The sequence below is a fragment of the Kamptonema sp. UHCC 0994 genome (genome assembly GCF_029167235.1).
In the GTDB taxonomy this organism is placed as follows: Bacteria; Cyanobacteriota; Cyanobacteriia; order Cyanobacteriales; family Microcoleaceae; genus Kamptonema.
Map to the genome: position 1 here is coordinate 22,019 of NZ_JARFTR010000157.1, position 18,226 is coordinate 40,244.

Consider the following 18,226-nt stretch of genomic DNA (forward strand, 5'->3'; position numbering starts at 1 on the left):
TCTGAAGCAATCTGAAGCAATCTGAAGCAATCTGAAGCAATCTGAGGGTACGAAGCAATCCCGAAGCAATCCCAAACCCCTGCGTTGGCGTAGCCTGCCCGAAGGGCTTATGCTTCGCTGGGCTCGCAATGACATGGTTGCGTTTATTTATGTCCGACTACTTAAGTAGGATGGATTATTAACAATTAACAATTAACAATTTTGATTAATATAGCAACCGCTAAGACGGTTCGGACACTCGCTTATGGCTGAAACAATTGATTCTATGTCCCCTCTTCCCCTCTCCCCTATCCTCCCCATCTTCCCCTAGCCCCTCTTTACTCATTTTGTATCTTAGTTAGCAACATCTGACATCCGAATTTGATTGTATACCGTATATCAACCCATCATTCCTGACCTTTAAATTAAATGATAGAAGCGAATACCGATCTCGCCCTAGAGGAAGTTCAGACAGAAGAAAAATCTCTCAAACCCTCAGAGCTACTCTATGGTTTAACAGACAAACCACCCCTTGGAGAAGCAATCTTCGTAGCATTTCAGCACGTTCTGGCTGCTTTCGTTGGCATTATTACTCCGCCATTAATTATTTGCACTAGCCTCGGATTAGATGCCCCTAATACAAGCTATTTGATCAGTATGTCGCTGTTTGCGTCTGGGATCTGTACATTTATTCAATGTAAGAAAATTGGGCCTGTAGGATCGGGATTGTTGAGCCTTCAGGGTACGAGCTTCGCTTTTCTCGGCCCAATTTTAGGTGTTGGCACTGTGGCATTGCAGGGAGGTAAAACACCTGAGCAGGCGCTAGCATTAATTTTTGGCGTTTGCTTTTTTGGCTCTTTTGTCGAAATCATTCTCAGCCGATTTCTGCATTTAATGGATAAAATCATCACGCCAGTTGTCTCAGGTACAGTGGTAATGATTATTGGGCTGGGCTTAATCAAGACTGGAATTACGAGTTTAGCTGGTGGAGCCGTCGCTTTAGCAAAAAATGATGGTTCATTTGGAAGTTGGCAGAATCTCGCCCTTGGAGGTACGGTACTTCTGTTAGTTGTGGTACTAACCCTATCAAAAAATCGGTATCTGCGGATGGGGGCGATCGCAATCGGACTTGCGGTTGGCTATATCATCTCGCTCTTTCTGGGCATTGTCGATTTTAGTTCTTTGAGCAAGCTTCCCTTCTTTAGCTTACCGATTCCATTTCGCTATGGCATGAGCTTCGACTTTGCTGCCTTCGCCCCATTTATCCTGTTGTATGTGCTGACTGCGATTGAAACGGTTGGAGACTTAACTGCTACCTCTGCTGTTTCCAAAGAACCAGTTAAGGGTGCCCTTTACATCCGCCGCATTAAGGGTGGAGTGCTCGGTGATGGGGTCAACTCACTGATTGCTGCTGTACTGAATACCTTCCCAAACACAACCTTTAGTCAAAATAATGGTGTGATTCAAATGACAGGAGTTGGTAGTAGATATGTCGGCTTCTTCGTTGCTGGAATTTTTGCTATCCTAGGCTTGCTCCCAGTTGTAGGCGGTGTGTTTCAAGCAATTCCTCAGCCTGTCTTAGGTGGTGCAACGCTGGTGATGTTCGGCTCAATTGCTGTTGCTGGGTTAGGAATTGTTGCTTCGGCAGGATTGGATCGTCGGTCAATGATTATCGTGGCTGTTTCTCTAGGTTTAGGCTTAGGGGTTGTATTTATGCCTCAGATTTTTGCTAATAAGCCACCACTATTTAACAACCTTTTTGGCTCTGCTATTTCAACTGGAGGATTGACTGCAATTCTGCTGAGTTGGTTGTTGCCTAACAGTGAAAGTTCAGTTTCTCCTGACACAGATTCATAGGTTTAAACCTTGGTGGTTGCCATATCAGAAAATAAAGCCATAAGGATCATACCAAGGGTAAGAGAATTTCAAATTCAGTGCCGATACCAAGTTGCGATCGCATCCTGAATCTTCCACCATGCTTAGCCGTGACAATCTGATAGCTCACTGCTAAACTTGTCTCTTTCTCAGCCCGTTTTTCTGTAGAAAAGGATTGCAAAATTCTCTGTTGCTTCCCTGAAGACATCCCAGGCCCATTGTCGGCAATGCGAATAGAAACCCAACGCAGCAATGGTCTTTCTGTATCCACTGGTGGGTCTGGAGAACAAACTTCTGTTGTAATTTCAATTCGGGGTTTGTGGGCTGGGTCTGTGAGTGCGACACCTCTAAATTCTTTCGCTAATTCCTGACCAACTGCTTCATTAATCAAGGCATTAATCGCGTTAGTTAAAATATTCATAAAAACTTGGTTTAACTGTCCTGCATAGCAAGGCACTGGTGGCAAGTATCCATAATTTTTTACTACTTCTATTTCTCCAGTCAGTCTGCTTTTTAGTAGCAAAACAATCCCATCAATGATATTATGTAAGTCAAAAGGTTTGGGATGCACTTCGTCTATGTGACAAAAGTTTTGCAAACTTGTCGCTAGTTTAGTCAGGCGTTCTGCACCAGCTTTAATACTACCAATAGTCCGAGGCAAATCTTCTTTTAAAAAATCAAATTCTATTTCTTCTTTGAGCTGAGAAATTTCTTCAGGAATCTGTGGCCAAATAGCTTCGTAAGCAGACAGCAATTCTATTAAATTCTCGCTGTAACCTGTAACATAAGTTAAGTTGCCCCAAATAAAGCCAACTGGATCTAAAATTTCGTGGGCTACACCGTCTACTAAACGCCCCAAGCTGGCCATTTTCTCACTTTGAATCATTTGAGCTTGGGCTCGTTCATATCGCACTTGAGTTTCGATGCCTCGAATTTGCCAATAGGCGATATTTAAAGCATGAACGTCTAATAATCGGTAAGATTTGGGTTCCGATTGTACTGCGATGATTGGTTCTCCCTGCAATTCTGGCGATCGCCTGAGTGCCTGCTGTGCTGCGATCAAAATTGTTGTACTTTCTGGCAAAACTAGCATCTCGGTGCGAGCGTAGCTGTAAAGAACTTTCAGCGGCAAGTTTAAAAACAATTCTAATGCCTGGGGTTTGAGTAGGTACTCCAGTAGTCGCCGCCGCGACATCATCCCAACAAATTCCCCCTCTTCTGTCAAGATAACTCCTGGTAAGAGGGGATTTTTTTCAAATATTTCAGCAACCGTTATTCCCAGGCAAGTTGACATTGCCTGAAAATGGAAAAGGGGCAAATCCCGGAGGGTGGACTCTAGAGAGAGGTCTTGGTTGCTCCCCTCTGACAGCGATGGTTCAGACAATTTTAAATCTAATTTATTTCCCACAAACATTCTGGCTTGGCGCGAAAGCAGACGCTTCAAGGATTTGGCGGCTAGAATTTGCTACCAACTTAGCGTATCATTTCAGTTCTTTTTTAGGTGTTGGATTTTTAATTTTCGATTTTGCCCGATTTTGTTGAAGCTTTGTTAAGCGGCGGACTTAAACTACTGGTAGCAAGATTTCAAATTCTGTGCCTTTGCCCGGTTGCGAGCGCAAATTCAGTTTGCCGCTGTGCTTTTCCGTGACAATTTGATGGCTAATCGCCAATCCCAAGCCGCTGCCTTTGCCCATTGGTTTAGTAGTGAAAAAGTTATCAAATATCCGCTGCTGAATGTCTACGGGAATGCCAGGCCCGTTGTCGGCAATCCGAATCACCGCCCAGCGAGCACTTTCGATCTCTAAGATTTCTGTAATAATCTCGATCTGAGGCTGCCAATTTTCGTCGCATTCTGCCTTTAATTCTTGCTCAGAGGCTTCTTCTGCCAGAGCGTCAAGGGCGTTGACGAGTAAGTTCATAAATACCTGGCTTAATTGACCTGAGTAACAATTAATCAGGGGTATTTCGCCGTATTCTTTCACGATTTTTACGGTATTTCTGAGGCGATTTTTCAGGATTAACAGTGTGGTATCGATACATTCATGAATGTTAGCTTCTCTACGTTTTGTTTCGTCCATGTGAGAAAAGTTGTGCAGCCCATTTACAACTTTTAGCAGTTGCTCTGAACCGATTTTGATTCCTTCTAAAGTTAAAGGTAAATCTCCTTTTAGCCATTCAAATTCTATTTCTTCTTTGACTGTCTCTATTTTTAAAGATGGCTCTGATACTTCTTCTTCATAAACTGATAACAACTGCATCAAGCTCTCAAAATAGGAAATTAAAAAGCTTAAATTGCCCCAAATACAGTTAAGCGGATTCCTAATTTCGTGAGCAACTCCAGCCACCATGCGCCCCAGATTCGCCATTTTTTCAGTTTGGATAATTTTAGCTTGAGTTTGTTTCTGGAGCAGCAAACTTGTCAATTCGTGAATTTTTGACTGAGCGACAAGTAATTGATGTATATCTAAGATTCTGTAGTTCTGAGGTGCGATTTCAACCACAATGGGGTCATAAAGTAATTCCGCCGATCTTTGCAATGATTGCTGTGTTGCTTCTACAATTAAAGTATTACCAGGAAGAACTAAAATATCATGACTCGAAAAGCGGTATAAAATCTCAATTGGTCTCTTAAAAAACATTTCTATCCCGTAGCGGCGGCTAATTTTTTCAAAAAATAACCGACGGGAAATCATGCCTGCAAAATTACTCTGTTCAGTTAAAATCACTCCTGGAAGCAGGGGGTGTGCTTCAAAGGCTTGAGCTAGTTCTTTTGCTGACTGAGTAAATTCTATCTGAAAGTCGTAGAGTGGCAAATCTTGGAGCGTTGATTCTAAAGATAGGTTACGAGCACCAACTTCTGGTATCGGTAAAACTAATAACTCAGAGCCCAACTCACCCAACGCAATCATAAATATACCTCCGTTAAGTTCTGTATTGATCCCTACAAGCTAGTTATTAACAATTTTCACTTGTCAACAAAATTTAAGCTGCTCTCAATTAAGAATTGGTTGTTTTTTATACTCTGGTGGTTTCAGTAGGAAGGCATCGAAGCATGGGTAAATTGGCTGTTTTACCCGCAATATTTGAGGCTACTTCCAGAAAATATATCTGAACATGGTTAACAGCTTGAGTATAACCTTATTATGATACTTTGACTAGAATTTTTTTAATTATCCTTCCCAAACAGCTTTTTATGGTTCTACCTCTGGCCATAAACGTTCCAACTGTCTCCGCCATGCTGCTAGAGTTTGTTCGCGGGGTTCTGACCCCTGCTGCATCTCACCCATCAACCCCTCTGCATAGAAACGGTCTAAGGTTTGGAGAGTAGTTTGGATAGACTGTCCTTGAAGCTTAGCTACTTGAATAATTTGACGAATGCGGGTTTCAATCAACTCATTGAACAAGTCTGATATCCCTCGCTGATGCAGAGACATCAATCACGAGGCGGCGATGGAGAAATCAGCAATGCTAAGACTTTGGCAATTGTGCTGAAAAACTCCCCATAAGACATTTTGGTGAATGGCATATCGAGTTTCCAAAGTGCGATCGAAGTTAGCTTCGAGTAGTTTTTCAAGAAAAGGTTGAGCTTCAGTAGCAGAAACAATTGGTACTAATATCCGCAGCCAACTTTCATCGTCAGACAGGAGGACTAAAAGGCGAAAATTAGTGGTTTCTACTTGCCAAGAATTCGCTCCTATAGTTTCTACATCTGCATCAAATAATTCTTTAAGAGTATTGGTAATTTCTTCAGAAGTCATATCAATTTGGTAATTGGTAATTGGTAATGGGTAATTGGTAATTGGGGAAAAATTCTCCCCCACTCTCCCTCCTTCTTCTTTCAAATTATGGTAGCCAGCGGGGATGATAACCTGGAAAAGGTAGTTCTTCTGGTTGTAGTTTTGACTGAGAAGTATCTGCGGGGATGTCAACTAATGGTAACAGCCAGAGGCGGCTAGTTGCGATCGCTTCTCCACCTTTACTGCGGGGACTGTCTGCTTTTGCAGAATTTCCTCCCGTTACCGACTGGTCAAATACTAAAACCAGCCCGTCAGGAGATAAACTCATTTGAGTATCTATTTGATTAGGTAAAATCAGCAGGGGTTTGATTGTCCCAACCAAACGCCCTTTCTCCTGTATAAGGTCAATAGCTGCAATGAAAGGTTGTTCTTTGTACTCTTCAGTTTTCAGCCGTTCTGCTAATAGACAATATAAGCGTCTAATTTGAGAATTTGGGCCAGTTCTAGGGTCAAATTGGACGCTAAGAATACTACCAGGAATGCGGATAATTTCTTGTTCATCGCCTTGATTTGTCAGCAGAAAAAGCGATCTTGTATAGTCAGTATTGTATTTCACATAGGCTGCTGCTGAATTATCTGGTGCTAGACCTAATACTTGCTCAAATTTTGGTAAAAATTCTACGGGATCGGCTTCGGGTTTCAGGGGGACGATCGCTAATCCTTGCTTTTGAGAGATTACCATCGATTTATTGTCTGGTCTAATTATAAAATCTCCCCCTTGTTGATTTTCTAAACGTTTAGGTTTTTCGCCTTCTTGCAAAATCCAAGGGCTATAATCTCCTGTCGGATTGCTACGATTTACTCGCTGAATTACTATTATTTTGCCATCAGCAGAGAGGTCAAACTTGAGGTTTTGGTACTCTTTAGAATCTAAGATTTTGTCTATTTTTCCGAGTGGTTCTGGCGCGGAGATTTCTGCTTCAGGTGAAAGCGGATGAATTCCTGTGGTAACAGTATATAGTTCTTGTTCTAGAGTGCCGCCAAAACTCGCTGCTGAACGATCTGTAGCAGAGAATAAAATGCGATCGCCCTGGGGATAGGGTTTGAAATCCATTACTACTAAATCTTTAGGAGTTAGTGCGATTGGCTTAGGATTACTTGTGAGATTAACGAGCATTAATTGCCCTTCTTCTTCTCCTTTAACGCCGATGTAAACAAAGGCGCGATCGCGGCTGCGAAAGAAGCCTGTGAATGGTTGAATCAATCCTCGTCGTTTTTTAGTTGGTGTTGGTGATGGATTTGTTTGTGTGTTTTCAGGGTGAAATTTGTCGGTTGCTCCTTGCAGTTGTAAGCTGTAGGTAGTGCCGTAAGGTGCAGGTTCTATTAAGGTGTAAGCCATGCGACGGCCAGCCCAGCTAAATTTGCCGGGAAGAGGCGGATCGAGGCGTAAATTTGCCTCGACGCTGGCATGATTCATCGGACGATTAAAGGTGAGGATAAACCCAGTATCTTCAGCACCTATTTGTTTTCCTTGCCAGCTAAAATCTCGCACTTGTGCTGCGGTACTGTCGCCAGAAAGCAGCAATATTCCTATTAATATACTTAGCCCTAGCATCATTGCAATGGCAACTCGGTCGAGTGGTTGAACCCATTTTATTTTTTTGATCTTTGAGTTGAAATCAATCATTTGGTAATTGGTAATTGGTGATTGGTAATTGGTAATTGGTAATTGGTAATTGGTGACTGGTAATTGGTGATTGGTAATTGGTGATTGGTGATTGGTGATTGGTAATGGCTAATTGGTGATTGGTGGTGAATTGTAGATGGTAAAGCCGATGGAAAATATTGTAAACTAAAAACAAATAATATTACGGATTTTGCCACTAAGTCTAATTATATAGTTAACAGTTAACTGTTAACGGTTAACAGTTAACTGTTAACTAATAATCATAGGGATTTTTGGGTTCTGGAATGGGCTTAAGGGAGGATGCCAAGATAATCAATTTACGCTTACCTCCTAGTTCCTCTGTAGTCATTTCTCCTGCAATTTCTAACCAGCTATCTGCTGGAAATGTGGCTCGATTTTGCCCTAATTGCAGTTTAACTGGCAATCCTATTGGATAGGCATCAGCGGCGCAACAGGTAATCACAAAACGGGCAACCCAGATGTATTCATTTGACAAGGAAGGTGGATGAATTACGAATCCTTGAACTTTGACTTTTTGACCTGTATATGAGTCTGGTTCGGGATTAAAATTTAACATTCTCACCCATTCTATGAGCGATCTTTGTTCTGGTTTGGCAGCGTTACGAAATTCTTGAGGCTGCATTCGTGTGACTGGTAAGGATTCGGTAATACCTCGTTCTAAAGCTGTTTGGCTGCTAAATGTTCGCGGGGTAATTATGAAGCCAATTAATGCTACGCTCAATAATAATGTACTTCCCCAACCGGGGGGAAATAGGGTGATGTGTTGAACTTCTTCTGTTCTTTGAAAATCAATTCCTGCCACTTGACGCAAGGTATTTTTGCGTTGCTCAATCTGGAAAAGTTCATAGCTTTTAAGACTACCAACAATAATTAAGCCGATTCCTGCTGCTAAAGTTAGGCCAAAATAATTCGGATGAATGAGAATGTTTAATTTGCCAGTAATCCAATATTTCAGCAGCAAAATTCCCCAGGCTAAGATGGCTAGTGCATCTAGCCAAGGGCCAAACCGTCGCAATAGTGAAGGTGGTGAGAGTTTAGCAGTCATTGGTAATTGTTAATGGTTGACGGTTAACAGTTAACTGTTAACAGTTAACTGTTAACCATTAACTAATATGCAAATTAACGGCAAGGGTGAGCAAAAATGTCAATTGCGCTGCTAGTGCGATTAAGTAAAGGACAGCTCGTGGCTGAAAGATTGACAGCATTAAACCAATGCCTTTGAGGTCAATCATTGGCCCAAAAACTAAAAAGGCTAGTAGCGATCCGCTGGTAAAGGTTGAAGCAAAGGATAGCGCAAAAAAGGAATCAACGGTGGAACAAATTGATACGACTGCGGCTAATAGTAGCATGGCTACTATGGAGGAGATTGGGCCTTGACCGAGGCTGAGGATTAGTTCGCGAGGTGCTGCGACTTGGATGGCGGCGGCGATCGCGCTACCAATTATTAACACTCCTCCTAACTCCCGCAATTCCTGTACCATGCTATCTAGTAGTAGATACAACCTCTCTTTGGAGGGACGGCGGAAAAAAGGCGAGGTTGCTTTTTCGTCCAATACAGATTCTAGGCGCACTGGCCCTTCAGGTTGGCCTAACAAGAATGTCCCCGATCGCAACAGAGGCGAAATTTGGGCTTCTACTAGCTGTTTTTCGGATGGATGGGGTTCTGGTTTGGGTAAAGCTCGCGCGATCGCGGGTTGTAGCATGGGCCGAAAATCTGGCTGTACGCTAAATACCCAACCGATTGTTGTAGCTATTGTCAATGAAAACACTACCCGCAGCACTACTATTTCTGGCTGATCCCGAAATGCTGTCCAAGTTGCCCAAATGACAATAGGATTGATCGTAGGAGCGGCCAATAAAAACCCGATCGCGACTGGGGTGGGGACTCCCTGCATCAACAATCGCCGCGCTACTGGTACATTCCCACATTCGCACACGGGAAACAAAAAGCCAATTAAACTGCCGACGAGAGCGCCTAACAGTGGGTGGCGCGGGATGTAGGATAGAAGTTTGCGCTCGTCAATGAACCACAGGATTAAACCTGAGAATAAGACTCCCAGTAGTAGAAAAGGCATGGCCTCTACTAACAAGCTGAGAAAGAGGGTGAAAGCACTGTTTAACTGATTTGTCAGCGTGGATTGCATCTCTCACCTATCTAGAAATTGCGGCCTCGATGGGCAAACACTTTTTGAATCATACCAAGTAAAGCGCGAAGTTAAGGTGAGGTTAAAAATCTATTATAGTAATTTCCGAGTCTTAATTCATTAGTTATAAATCGATAAAATACTTGTGGCTGGAATAATTTTACTTTTATACAGCATCAGTTTTAATTCCGGTGAAGATTTATGTCGAGTTTGCCCTCTCCTCAGTTGTCTGTTCCGCTGGTATGGGAAACTTTTCCCCCGAATCTGCTTTTAGACTCAACGCTAGAACATCTATCGCTTTGGGATTTTCAGCTTGAATCTTCCGATCGCGGACAAATCGTGACCGAGAGCCTGGAAGCTAATCCCTTGATCCCAGGAGTTATTTTAACAGAGGGGGGTCAGTTATTGGGGATGATTTCGCGGCGGCGATTTTTGGAATATCTCAGTCGTCCTTATGGGTTGGAACTGTTTTTGAAGCGACCTCTAAAATCTTTATATCGCTTTGCGTGTAGGGATATTTTACTACTACGGGGAGATAGTTTAATTGTGGATGCAGCCCGCCAGTCTTTGGAGCGATCGCCTGAACTACTTTATGAGCCGATTGTGGTTGAGTTATCTCCGCATAATTATCGGCTCTTGGATGTCCATGAATTACTGATTGCTCAGTCGCAAATTCACGCTCTGGCTACTCAGTTGCTCAATCAAGCTTATCAAGAGTTGGATGAAGTTTACAAACAATTGCAGCGCCAAGCTTCTCTAGATGGCCTTACCCAAGTGGCGAATCGGCGCAGATTTGATGAATATCTTCGCCAAGAGTGGTTGCAGATGGCGAGAGCGCGATCGCCACTTTCGCTAATTATGGCTGATGTTGACTATTTTAAGCTCTACAACGACACCTACGGGCATCAACAGGGAGATGATTGTTTGAAGGCTGTAGCCCTTGCTATCAGTCAGGCTACACGCTCTCCGACAGATTTGGTGGCGCGGTATGGAGGTGAGGAATTTGTAGTAATTCTCCCCAATACTGACGCTACTGCGGCTCTTCTGGTGGCTGAGAATATCCGATCACGCCTAAAAGCAATGGCGATCGCTCATCAGGGTTCCCACGCCTGTGAGTTTGTGAGTTTAAGTTTAGGGGTTGCTTGTACTATTCCTGACCACGAAAATGGGGGAAGTTACCTGTACTCACCGGAAAAGTTGATTGCTGCTGCTGACTCTGCACTCTATCAAGCTAAAAGACAGGGGCGCGATCGTGTTATCCTCAATTCGCCTTGGAGTTAGTACCCATATCAGGGAAATCGCATCTACTTTCTACTTGATGAAATACCTTAAGTGTTTTGAAATTAGAGCTGTAATTAGCTGGCATTTTCCTAAGATTTTAGCATAGTAGGTACGAAAGAGCCCTATTTTTATCAATAAGCGAGGTCAAGTTTAAAGCTGGGTTCAGTTCCACAGCTCCGCGATCGCACTAATTAATTCTTTTTTAAGTAATGTTGCAGCACCATGATATGATGCTCAATGGACTTGCAGAGCCAAGCCAGTTACCTGCATTAGTTTCACCCCTCAAGCGTGAACTCGCCAAACACACCAACGGAACCCATACCTGCAACAGGGGATATTCCTGAAACTGGTTCTGCCTCATCAGAGCCAGCCAAAGATCCCATGCAAGACTTCTATCAACTCCAACAGGATCTGTTGCTGTACAGCCTTGCCTTGATGGGGATAATTTTTATCTCAGTGTGGATTTTTTATAACCTCAACATTGCTCTAAATTACTTGATTGGGGCGTGCACAGGTGTGGTTTACTTGAGAATGTTGGCTAAAAACGTTGAGCGGCTTGGCAGGGAGAACCAACGCCTAAGTAAGACAAGGCTGGTTCTGTTCATGGGGTTGATTATACTAGCAACTCAATGGAATCAGCTACAGATTTTGCCCATTTTCTTGGGATTTCTGACTTATAAAGCTGCGATCGTCTTCTATATGCTGCAAACTGTTTTGATTCCTGATCGTAAATAGGTCAGGCAGACTGCCAAACATCCACTTGAGCGAATTTCTCTTGAATGGAAATGCTAAATGTTTTAAACGCCTGGAATGCTCTTCCCCTCGCTGAGTTGGAAGTTGGCAAGCATTTATACTGGCACATAGGCAATCTCAAAGTTCACGGACAGGTGTTTCTCACCTCCTGGATTGTGATTGGTCTTCTCCTAGTAGCTTCCATTGCTGCGACTCGCAACATCCAGAGAGTTCCGAGTGGAATGCAAAATTTCATGGAGTACGCCTTTGAATTCGTGCGAGACTTGGCTAAGAATCAACTCGGCGAAAAAGAGTACCGTCCTTGGGTGCCATTTATCGGCACTTTATTTCTGTTCATTTTTGTATCCAATTGGTCAGGCGCGTTAGTTCCCTGGAAACTAATTAAGTTACCAGAGGGAGAACTAGCGGCACCAACAAACGATATCAATACGACTGTGGCACTTGCCTTGTTGACTTCTCTGGCATATTTTTATGCAGGGTTCAGCAGGCGCGGTTTAGGATACTTTAAAAAGTATATCGAGCCGACCCCAATCTTATTGCCGATCGCTATTTTGGAAGATTTTACCAAGCCTCTTTCCCTGAGCTTCCGTCTATTTGGTAACATTTTAGCGGATGAATTAGTGGTGGCAGTGCTGGTACTGCTGGTTCCCTTGTTTGTACCTCTGCCCGTGATGCTTTTAGGTTTATTTACCAGTGCTATTCAAGCCTTGGTATTTGCCACCCTGGCAGGAGCCTATATCCACGAGGCAATGGAAGGACATGGTGAAGAGCATCATGAGGAACATTCTTAGGAAATCTGAAATGATGAAGGATGAATAATAACTTCACTCATCACATTTCAAATAGCACCAATTTGTAATCTTTCAGTTGTTCATTTTTGTACTTTAGGTAAGGAAAACTATCATGAACCCCATCGTTGCTGCTGCTTCTGTAATCGCTGCCGGTTTAGCTATTGGTTTAGGCGCGATTGGCCCTGGTATTGGACAAGGTAATGCTTCTGGTCAAGCTGTAGAAGGTATTGCCCGTCAACCAGAAGCAGAAGGCAAAATTCGCGGTACTCTCCTTTTGAGTTTAGCTTTCATGGAATCCCTTACCATTTACGGTCTGGTGATTGCATTGGTGCTGCTATTTGCTAATCCCTTCGCCTAAGATCGACGGCGCGTAATAAGGGGCGGAAAGTAATCTGCCCCTGCACAAAGGAGGAAATTTCGTGTTTGATTTTGATGCAACTTTGCCGTTGATGGCGTTGCAATTCTTAGTTTTGACTTTAGTGCTGAATGCAGTGTTCTATAAGCCCTTGACTAAGACTTTGGACGAGCGAGATGATTACATCCGCAACACTCAAAAGGGAGCGCAGGAACGCTTGGCAAAAGCTGAGCAAATGGCCCATGAGTACGAGCAAAAACTAGGCGAAAGCCGCAAACAATCTCAAGCGATTATTGTGGCCGCTCAAGCAGATGCTCAGAAAATTGCGTCAGAAAAAGTTGCTGGGGCGCAAAAAGAAGCTCAAGTTTCGCGAGAACAAGCGGCGAAAGAAATAGATCGGCAAAAGCAAGAGGCGATGCGATCGCTAGAGCAAGAAGTAGAAGCCCTCAGCCGCCAGATTTTAGAAAAGCTATTAGGCCCAGCGTTGGCCAAATAGCCTTGCCCAATCAGCAGCGCATTTATGGAAGAATATCATGGGGACTGTTTTATTGCTAGCCGCAGAAGCTAGTCACGAAGGTGGTTTCGGTCTAAATTTCGATATTTTAGGAACCAACCTGATTAACCTGAGCATTGTTATTGGAGTAGTGGTTTACTTCGGGCGCGGCTTTTTAGGGAAAATCCTAAGCGAGCGGCGTGCCGCTATCGAAGAGGCGATTAATGATGCCGAAAAACGCCAAAAAGATGCCGCAGCAGCTTTAGCAGAACAACAGCAGAAATTGACTCAAGCGCAAGCGGAAGCTGAGCGGATTCGAGTTGTTGCTGAAGAGAATGCTACGGCGGCGAAAGCAGCCATCCTCGCTCAGGCGGCGCAAGATGTTGAACGCATGAAAGCAGACGCGGGTAGAGAGTTGGAGGCGGAAAGAGAAAGAGCGATCGCTCAACTCAGAGCCGTCGTTGCATCTATGGCCTTAGAAAGAGTTGAAAATCAACTCAAAACTAGCTTAGATGACAGCGCTCAAAACCAACTAATCGACCGTAGCATTGCTTTATTGGGAGGCAGGTAGTGAGTACAGTTAACGCAGAAATCGTACAGCCTTACGCATCAGCATTGATGTCAGTGGCTCAGTCAAACAATCTTACTGAGGAATTTGGCCAAGATGTGCGTGCCTTGCTAAGCCTGTTGGACAGTTCCGCTGAACTGCGCCAGGTTTTAGGAAATCCTCTAGTTAAGCCAGATGTCAAAAAAAGAGTATTAGAGCAAGTAGCGGGTGACGGAATTAGCCCTTACGTGCGAAACTTTTTGAGACTATTGGTAGATAAAGGAAGGATTTATTTCCTAGAGGGAATTGGCAAAGAATATCTAGCAAAACTCCGCGAATTAAATCAAACTGTTTTGGCCGAAGTAACTTCGGCTGTGCCGCTTTCAGAAGCTCAACAGCAGACAGTTAAGGAGAAAGTTCAAGCGATGACTGGGGCTACCCAAGTTGAGCTTGAATCAAAACTTGACAACGAGTTAATCGGAGGTGTCATTATTAAAGTAGGCTCTCAAGTAATTGATGCTAGCCTGCGCGGACAACTTCGCCGTCTGGGAATTCGTCTGAGTGCAGGGTAGTTCGATTTTAGATTTTAGATTAAAGCATTGAATCTAAAATCTAAAGCGTGGAAACTATAAGCGCAAAGGGGTAAGAAATTGTGGAAGCTGTAAAACAAGTTTATATCTCGGTGGAAGACTACTTCGCTTTAGAAAAAACGGCGGAGTGCAGACACGAGTATATTGATGGGGAAATTTTCGCCATGAGTGGAACATCAGATTTTCACAACTTCATTACCCAAAATATTCTTATTGCTCTGCGACAACGACTTAGGGGTAGTCCTTGTAAAGTTTTCATGGAAAATGTCCGCTTGCAAGTTGATGAGGGAGTTCGTTATACCTACCCTGATGTGATGGTAACTTGCGACGATCGCGACTTGACAGACCGCTATACCAAACGCTATCCAGTGCTGATAGTGGAAGTTTTATCAGACTCCACAGAAGCAGACGATCGCGGTAAAAAAGCGTCTAAATATCGCCGGATATCGACATTGCAACAGTACGTTTTAGTGTCTCAGTCAGAATGCAGCGTGGAATTATTCAGCCGCACGCAAACATCAAACTGGATGCTAACAGAACTATCTACACCCGATAGTATCTTAAACCTCTCTTGCTTAAATCTCGAAATCCCCCTAACCGAGATTTACGAAGCAATAGAATTTAGTTAATTGTTAGTGGTTAGTTGTTAGTAGTTAGTTGTTGATAGTTAATTGTTGGTAGTTAATGGTGAAAGACTCACAATTACCAATTAACAACGAAGAAGCTACTACTAAAAAACAACTAACAACTAACAACTAACAACTAACAACCAACAACCAACAACCAACAACTAACAAATTAAAATGGCAGCAATCAGACCTGACGAAATCAGCAGTATTATTCGGCAGCAAATCGAGCAGTACGACCAAGACGTTAAAGTTTCTAACGTTGGTACTGTGCTGCAAGTAGGCGACGGTATTGCCCGGATTTATGGCTTAGATAAAGCCATGTCTGGGGAATTGTTAGAGTTTGCCGACGGCACCGTAGGTTTGGCTCTTAACTTAGAAGAAGATAACGTCGGTGCAGTGTTGATGGGACAAGGCCTCGGCATTCAAGAAGGCTCGGCTGTTACTGCTACTGGTAGAATTGCTCAAGTCCCCGTAGGTGAAGCAATGCTGGGACGAGTAGTAGATGCCTTGGCTCGTCCAATTGACGGCAAAGGTGAAATTAAGTGTACTGAAACCCGCTTGATTGAATCTCCGGCTCCTGGTATTGTTTCTCGTCGCTCTGTTTATGAGCCGATGCAAACTGGAATTACCGCTATTGATGCGATGATCCCCGTAGGACGCGGCCAACGGGAATTAATTATTGGTGACAGACAAACGGGTAAAACTGCGATCGCAGTTGATACGATTATTAACCAAAAAAGCGAAAACGTAATTTGCGTTTACGTAGCAATTGGTCAAAAAGCTTCGACTGTGGCGAACGTCGTCAATACCCTGCAAGAAAAGGGCGCGATGGACTACACAATCGTGGTAGCTGCTAACGCTAGCGACCCCGCAACATTGCAATATTTGGCTCCTTATACTGGTGCAAGTTTAGCTGAGTATTTCATGTACAAAGGTAAGCACACCCTGATCATTTACGATGACCTTTCCAAACAGGCCCAAGCTTATCGTCAAATGTCGCTGCTGCTACGTCGCCCACCAGGACGGGAAGCTTATCCTGGGGATGTATTCTACTTACACTCTCGCTTGTTAGAAAGAGCGGCAAAACTGAGCAATGAATTAGGCGAAGGTAGTATGACGGCTTTGCCAATTATTGAAACCCAAGCCGGTGACGTTTCTGCTTACATTCCTACCAATGTAATCTCGATTACTGACGGTCAAATCTTCCTTTCTTCTGACTTATTTAACTCCGGTTTGCGTCCGGCTGTAAACCCTGGTATTTCGGTATCGCGGGTAGGTTCGGCGGCTCAAACTAAGGCGATGAAAAAAGTCGCTGGTAAGGTGAAGTTGGAGTTAGCGCAGTACGATGATTTGGCTGCGTTCTCTCAGTTTGCTTCTGATTTAGATAAGGCTACTCAAAATCAGTTAGCGCGGGGTCAACGTTTGCGTGAATTGCTGAAGCAGCCGCAAAATTCTCCTCTGCCGATGAATGAACAAGTGGCAATTATCTATGCTGGGATTAATGGCTATTTGGATGAGATTCCAGTTGATAAGGTGAATAAGTTTGCCTCTGGTTTACGTGATTATTTACGGACTAGCAAGCCTCGTTACGGTGAGATTGTTCAGGGCGAAAAGCAACTGAATGATGAGGCTGAGAAGTTGTTGAAAGAAGGGATTGCTGAGTATAAACAAACCTTCTTAGTTTCTGCGTAAATAACGGTTAACAGTTAACGGTTAACTGTTAACCGTTAACTGTTAAGTGTTGAGGTTTAAGTTGAATTTTTTCGGAAGGTAAAAGGATAAATTTATGGCAAATCTAAAAGCTATTCGCGAGCGGATTAAGTCTGTCAAAAACACTAGAAAGATTACTGAGGCGATGCGTTTAGTGGCTGCTGCTAAGGTGCGCCGCGCTCAGGAACAGGTGATTGCTACTCGACCTTTTGCGGATCGTTTGGCGCAGGTTTTATACGGTTTGCAGGCACGTTTGCGGTTTGAAGACGCTGATTTGCCGTTGTTGAAGAAACGGGATATTAAGTCAGTTGGCTTGTTAGTAATCTCAGGCGATCGCGGTTTGTGCGGCGGCTACAATAGCAGTATTATCAAACGGGCGGAGATTCGGGCTAGAGAGCTGAAGGCGGAAGGAGTTGATTATAAGTTTATACTGGTAGGGCGCAAGGCTATCCAGTATTTTCAGCGCCGCAATGCACCAATTTCTGCTACTTTTGCTAATTTAGATCAGATTCCAACAGCAGCGGAAGCGTCTAAAGTTGCTGATGAATTGCTGTCTTTATTCTTATCAGGAACTGTGGATAAGATTGAGTTAGTTTATACCAAGTTTGTGTCGTTGATTAGTTCGCGCCCAGTGATTCAAACTTTGTTACCTCTCGATACACAGGGTTTAGAAGTACAAGATGATGAAATTTTCCGCTTAACTTCTGTTGGCGGACAATTTCAAGTATCGCGGGAGAAGGTTACGAATCCTGTGAAAAGTTTGCCGAGAGATATGCTTTTTGAGCAAGATCCCGTGCAAATTCTGGATGCTTTGTTACCGCTTTATTTGAATAACCAATTGCTGCGTGCTCTGCAAGAATCGGCGGCGAGTGAGTTAGCGGCGCGGATGACGGCGATGAATAATGCTAGTGAGAATGCTAGCGATTTGATTGGGACTTTAACGCTGTCTTATAATAAAGCGCGGCAGGCGGCAATTACTCAAGAAATTCTAGAGGTTTGCGGTGGCGCTGAGGCCTTGAGAGGTTAAGTTAGACTTGACAATTTGTGACTTTTATGCTATGCGTCTGGGGTAACTCAGGCGCTTTTTTTGGAGTTTTCATCAGCAATATCCATAGCCAAATCGTCACGGCTTACTCCCATTGTTAACAGCGTCCGTATGATTAAATCAAGAGAAACTGATACTTGCAGATAGAGCAGAAGGCAGCTATGCTAAAGTTCTAATGGGCTGACAAAGAAAGAGAGCTAACAACTAACAAATGATAATTGAGTGGTTGAAATTCAGGGTTCCTGCTGAAAAATGCGAGGCTTTTATTCAGCGAGATGAAGAAGTTTGGACGGCTGGATTAAGAAGCTTCCCTGGTTTTCTAGGCAAGGAAACATGGGTAGATTCAGAGCGAAATGAGGTGATATTTATGATTCGCTGGGAAACTAGAGAACAGTTGAAATCAATCCCGCAAAATAAATTAGATGAAATAGATCTCCAGATGGGGGATTTGCAGATGCCAATAGTTGAAAGTCGCGAGTATCAGGTACGGAAGTTTTTGCATTAGAGTCAAGGGAACTTTTTTAACCATAGATATACACAAATGAGCAGGACTTACTCATTACTTACGTAACGCCGCCATCTTGGCGGT

Annotated in this window: 20 protein-coding genes; 12 read left to right on the plus strand and 8 right to left on the minus strand. The window is 43.5% G+C overall.

All coding sequences use genetic code 11. The features are described from left to right. Positions 1–408: 408 nt before the first annotated feature. Positions 409–1,836 carry a nucleobase:cation symporter-2 family protein gene (locus PY364_RS14725; protein WP_275523579.1) on the plus strand — a complete coding sequence of 476 codons (1,428 nt, stop codon included), beginning with the start codon at positions 409–411 and terminating at the stop codon, positions 1,834–1,836. A gap of 46 nt (positions 1,837–1,882) precedes the next feature. Here PY364_RS14725 and PY364_RS14730 read toward each other — a convergent pair whose 3' ends face one another. The 8 genes from PY364_RS14730 to PY364_RS14765 all read right to left on the minus strand — a co-directional run bounded on the left by PY364_RS14730 (position 1,883) and on the right by PY364_RS14765 (position 9,443). Further along, positions 1,883–3,268: a HAMP domain-containing sensor histidine kinase gene (locus PY364_RS14730; protein ID WP_275523611.1), complete on the minus strand. Its 1,386-nt coding sequence runs from the start codon at positions 3,266–3,268 to the stop codon at positions 1,883–1,885. Positions 3,269–3,416: 148 nt separating this feature from the next. Beyond that, positions 3,417–4,763 carry an ATP-binding protein gene (locus PY364_RS14735; protein ID WP_275523581.1) on the minus strand — a complete coding sequence of 449 codons (1,347 nt, stop codon included), beginning with the start codon at positions 4,761–4,763 and terminating at the stop codon, positions 3,417–3,419. 282 nt (positions 4,764–5,045) lie between these two features. After that, on the minus strand, positions 5,046–5,288 hold the full coding sequence (locus PY364_RS14740) for a leucine zipper domain-containing protein (RefSeq protein WP_275523583.1): 243 nt from the start codon (positions 5,286–5,288) through the stop codon (positions 5,046–5,048). Positions 5,289–5,291: 3 nt separating this feature from the next. Then, a complete protein-coding gene (locus tag PY364_RS14745; RefSeq protein ID WP_275523585.1) occupies positions 5,292–5,675 on the minus strand; it encodes a hypothetical protein in 384 nt (127 codons plus the stop codon). 22 nt (positions 5,676–5,697) lie between these two features. After that, the gene (locus tag PY364_RS14750; protein WP_275523587.1) at positions 5,698–7,278 is read right to left on the minus strand and encodes a hypothetical protein; all 1,581 of its coding nucleotides are present in this window, start codon (positions 7,276–7,278) and stop codon (positions 5,698–5,700) included. Further along, the gene (locus PY364_RS14755) at positions 7,275–7,475 is read right to left on the minus strand and encodes a hypothetical protein (RefSeq protein WP_275523588.1); all 201 of its coding nucleotides are present in this window, start codon (positions 7,473–7,475) and stop codon (positions 7,275–7,277) included. Before PY364_RS14755 ends, PY364_RS14750 begins: the two co-directional genes overlap by 4 nt. A gap of 56 nt (positions 7,476–7,531) precedes the next feature. Continuing rightward, on the minus strand, positions 7,532–8,344 hold the full coding sequence (locus PY364_RS14760; RefSeq protein WP_275523589.1) for a TIGR03943 family protein: 813 nt from the start codon (positions 8,342–8,344) through the stop codon (positions 7,532–7,534). A 58-nt stretch (positions 8,345–8,402) separates the two neighbouring features. Continuing rightward, complete coding sequence (locus tag PY364_RS14765; protein WP_275523590.1) at positions 8,403–9,443, minus strand: permease; 1,041 nt, start codon at positions 9,441–9,443, stop codon at positions 8,403–8,405. A gap of 201 nt (positions 9,444–9,644) precedes the next feature. Here PY364_RS14765 and PY364_RS14770 point away from each other — a divergent pair, with 201 nt between their 5' ends. The 11 genes from PY364_RS14770 to PY364_RS14820 all read left to right on the plus strand — a co-directional run bounded on the left by PY364_RS14770 (position 9,645) and on the right by PY364_RS14820 (position 18,142). Then, positions 9,645–10,724, plus strand: coding sequence for a GGDEF domain-containing protein (locus PY364_RS14770; RefSeq protein ID WP_275523591.1), 1,080 nt, complete (start codon positions 9,645–9,647; stop codon positions 10,722–10,724). 288 nt (positions 10,725–11,012) lie between these two features. Further along, positions 11,013–11,459, plus strand: coding sequence for an ATP synthase subunit I (locus PY364_RS14775; protein WP_275523593.1), 447 nt, complete (start codon positions 11,013–11,015; stop codon positions 11,457–11,459). A gap of 44 nt (positions 11,460–11,503) precedes the next feature. Beyond that, a complete protein-coding gene (atpB, locus tag PY364_RS14780; protein WP_275523595.1) occupies positions 11,504–12,268 on the plus strand; it encodes a F0F1 ATP synthase subunit A in 765 nt (254 codons plus the stop codon). A gap of 112 nt (positions 12,269–12,380) precedes the next feature. Next, positions 12,381–12,626, plus strand: a complete 246-nt coding sequence (gene atpE, locus PY364_RS14785; protein ID WP_007356826.1) for an ATP synthase F0 subunit C — start codon at positions 12,381–12,383, stop codon at positions 12,624–12,626. Positions 12,627–12,687: 61 nt separating this feature from the next. Continuing rightward, positions 12,688–13,119, plus strand: a complete 432-nt coding sequence (locus tag PY364_RS14790) for a F0F1 ATP synthase subunit B' (protein ID WP_275523597.1) — start codon at positions 12,688–12,690, stop codon at positions 13,117–13,119. Positions 13,120–13,156: 37 nt separating this feature from the next. Beyond that, positions 13,157–13,687 (plus strand): F0F1 ATP synthase subunit B, encoded by a 531-nt coding sequence (locus tag PY364_RS14795; RefSeq protein ID WP_275523599.1) that lies wholly within the window; start codon positions 13,157–13,159, stop codon positions 13,685–13,687. Next, entirely contained in the window at positions 13,687–14,235 is a 549-nt protein-coding gene (gene atpH, locus PY364_RS14800) for an ATP synthase F1 subunit delta (protein WP_275523601.1), read from the plus strand. The genes PY364_RS14795 and atpH overlap by 1 nt, the downstream gene beginning before the upstream one ends. An 80-nt stretch (positions 14,236–14,315) precedes the next feature. Then, entirely contained in the window at positions 14,316–14,882 is a 567-nt protein-coding gene (locus PY364_RS14805; RefSeq protein ID WP_275523603.1) for a Uma2 family endonuclease, read from the plus strand. Positions 14,883–15,056: 174 nt separating this feature from the next. Next, positions 15,057–16,574: a F0F1 ATP synthase subunit alpha gene (gene atpA, locus PY364_RS14810; RefSeq protein WP_275523605.1), complete on the plus strand. Its 1,518-nt coding sequence runs from the start codon at positions 15,057–15,059 to the stop codon at positions 16,572–16,574. A gap of 94 nt (positions 16,575–16,668) precedes the next feature. Further along, positions 16,669–17,619, plus strand: a complete 951-nt coding sequence (locus PY364_RS14815; RefSeq protein ID WP_275523607.1) for a F0F1 ATP synthase subunit gamma — start codon at positions 16,669–16,671, stop codon at positions 17,617–17,619. A 229-nt stretch (positions 17,620–17,848) separates the two neighbouring features. After that, entirely contained in the window at positions 17,849–18,142 is a 294-nt protein-coding gene (locus PY364_RS14820) for a TIGR03792 family protein (RefSeq protein WP_275523609.1), read from the plus strand. Positions 18,143–18,226: the final 84 nt, after the last annotated feature.

Coding starts and splice junctions, on each gene's coding strand:
- PY364_RS14740 (WP_275523583.1), bottom strand. CDS start 5,288: ATGTCTCTGCATCAGCGAGGGATATCAGACTTGTTCAATGAGTTGATT.
- PY364_RS14770 (WP_275523591.1), top strand. CDS start 9,645: ATGTCGAGTTTGCCCTCTCCTCAGTTGTCTGTTCCGCTGGTATGGGAA.
- PY364_RS14735 (WP_275523581.1), bottom strand. CDS start 4,763: ATGATTGCGTTGGGTGAGTTGGGCTCTGAGTTATTAGTTTTACCGATA.
- PY364_RS14750 (WP_275523587.1), bottom strand. CDS start 7,278: ATGATTGATTTCAACTCAAAGATCAAAAAAATAAAATGGGTTCAACCA.
- atpE (WP_007356826.1), top strand. CDS start 12,381: ATGAACCCCATCGTTGCTGCTGCTTCTGTAATCGCTGCCGGTTTAGCT.
- PY364_RS14725 (WP_275523579.1), top strand. CDS start 409: ATGATAGAAGCGAATACCGATCTCGCCCTAGAGGAAGTTCAGACAGAA.
- atpB (WP_275523595.1), top strand. CDS start 11,504: ATGGAAATGCTAAATGTTTTAAACGCCTGGAATGCTCTTCCCCTCGCT.
- PY364_RS14730 (WP_275523611.1), bottom strand. CDS start 3,268: ATGTTTGTGGGAAATAAATTAGATTTAAAATTGTCTGAACCATCGCTG.
- atpA (WP_275523605.1), top strand. CDS start 15,057: ATGGCAGCAATCAGACCTGACGAAATCAGCAGTATTATTCGGCAGCAA.
- PY364_RS14815 (WP_275523607.1), top strand. CDS start 16,669: ATGGCAAATCTAAAAGCTATTCGCGAGCGGATTAAGTCTGTCAAAAAC.
- PY364_RS14795 (WP_275523599.1), top strand. CDS start 13,157: ATGGGGACTGTTTTATTGCTAGCCGCAGAAGCTAGTCACGAAGGTGGT.
- PY364_RS14760 (WP_275523589.1), bottom strand. CDS start 8,344: ATGACTGCTAAACTCTCACCACCTTCACTATTGCGACGGTTTGGCCCT.
- PY364_RS14820 (WP_275523609.1), top strand. CDS start 17,849: ATGATAATTGAGTGGTTGAAATTCAGGGTTCCTGCTGAAAAATGCGAG.
- PY364_RS14765 (WP_275523590.1), bottom strand. CDS start 9,443: ATGCAATCCACGCTGACAAATCAGTTAAACAGTGCTTTCACCCTCTTT.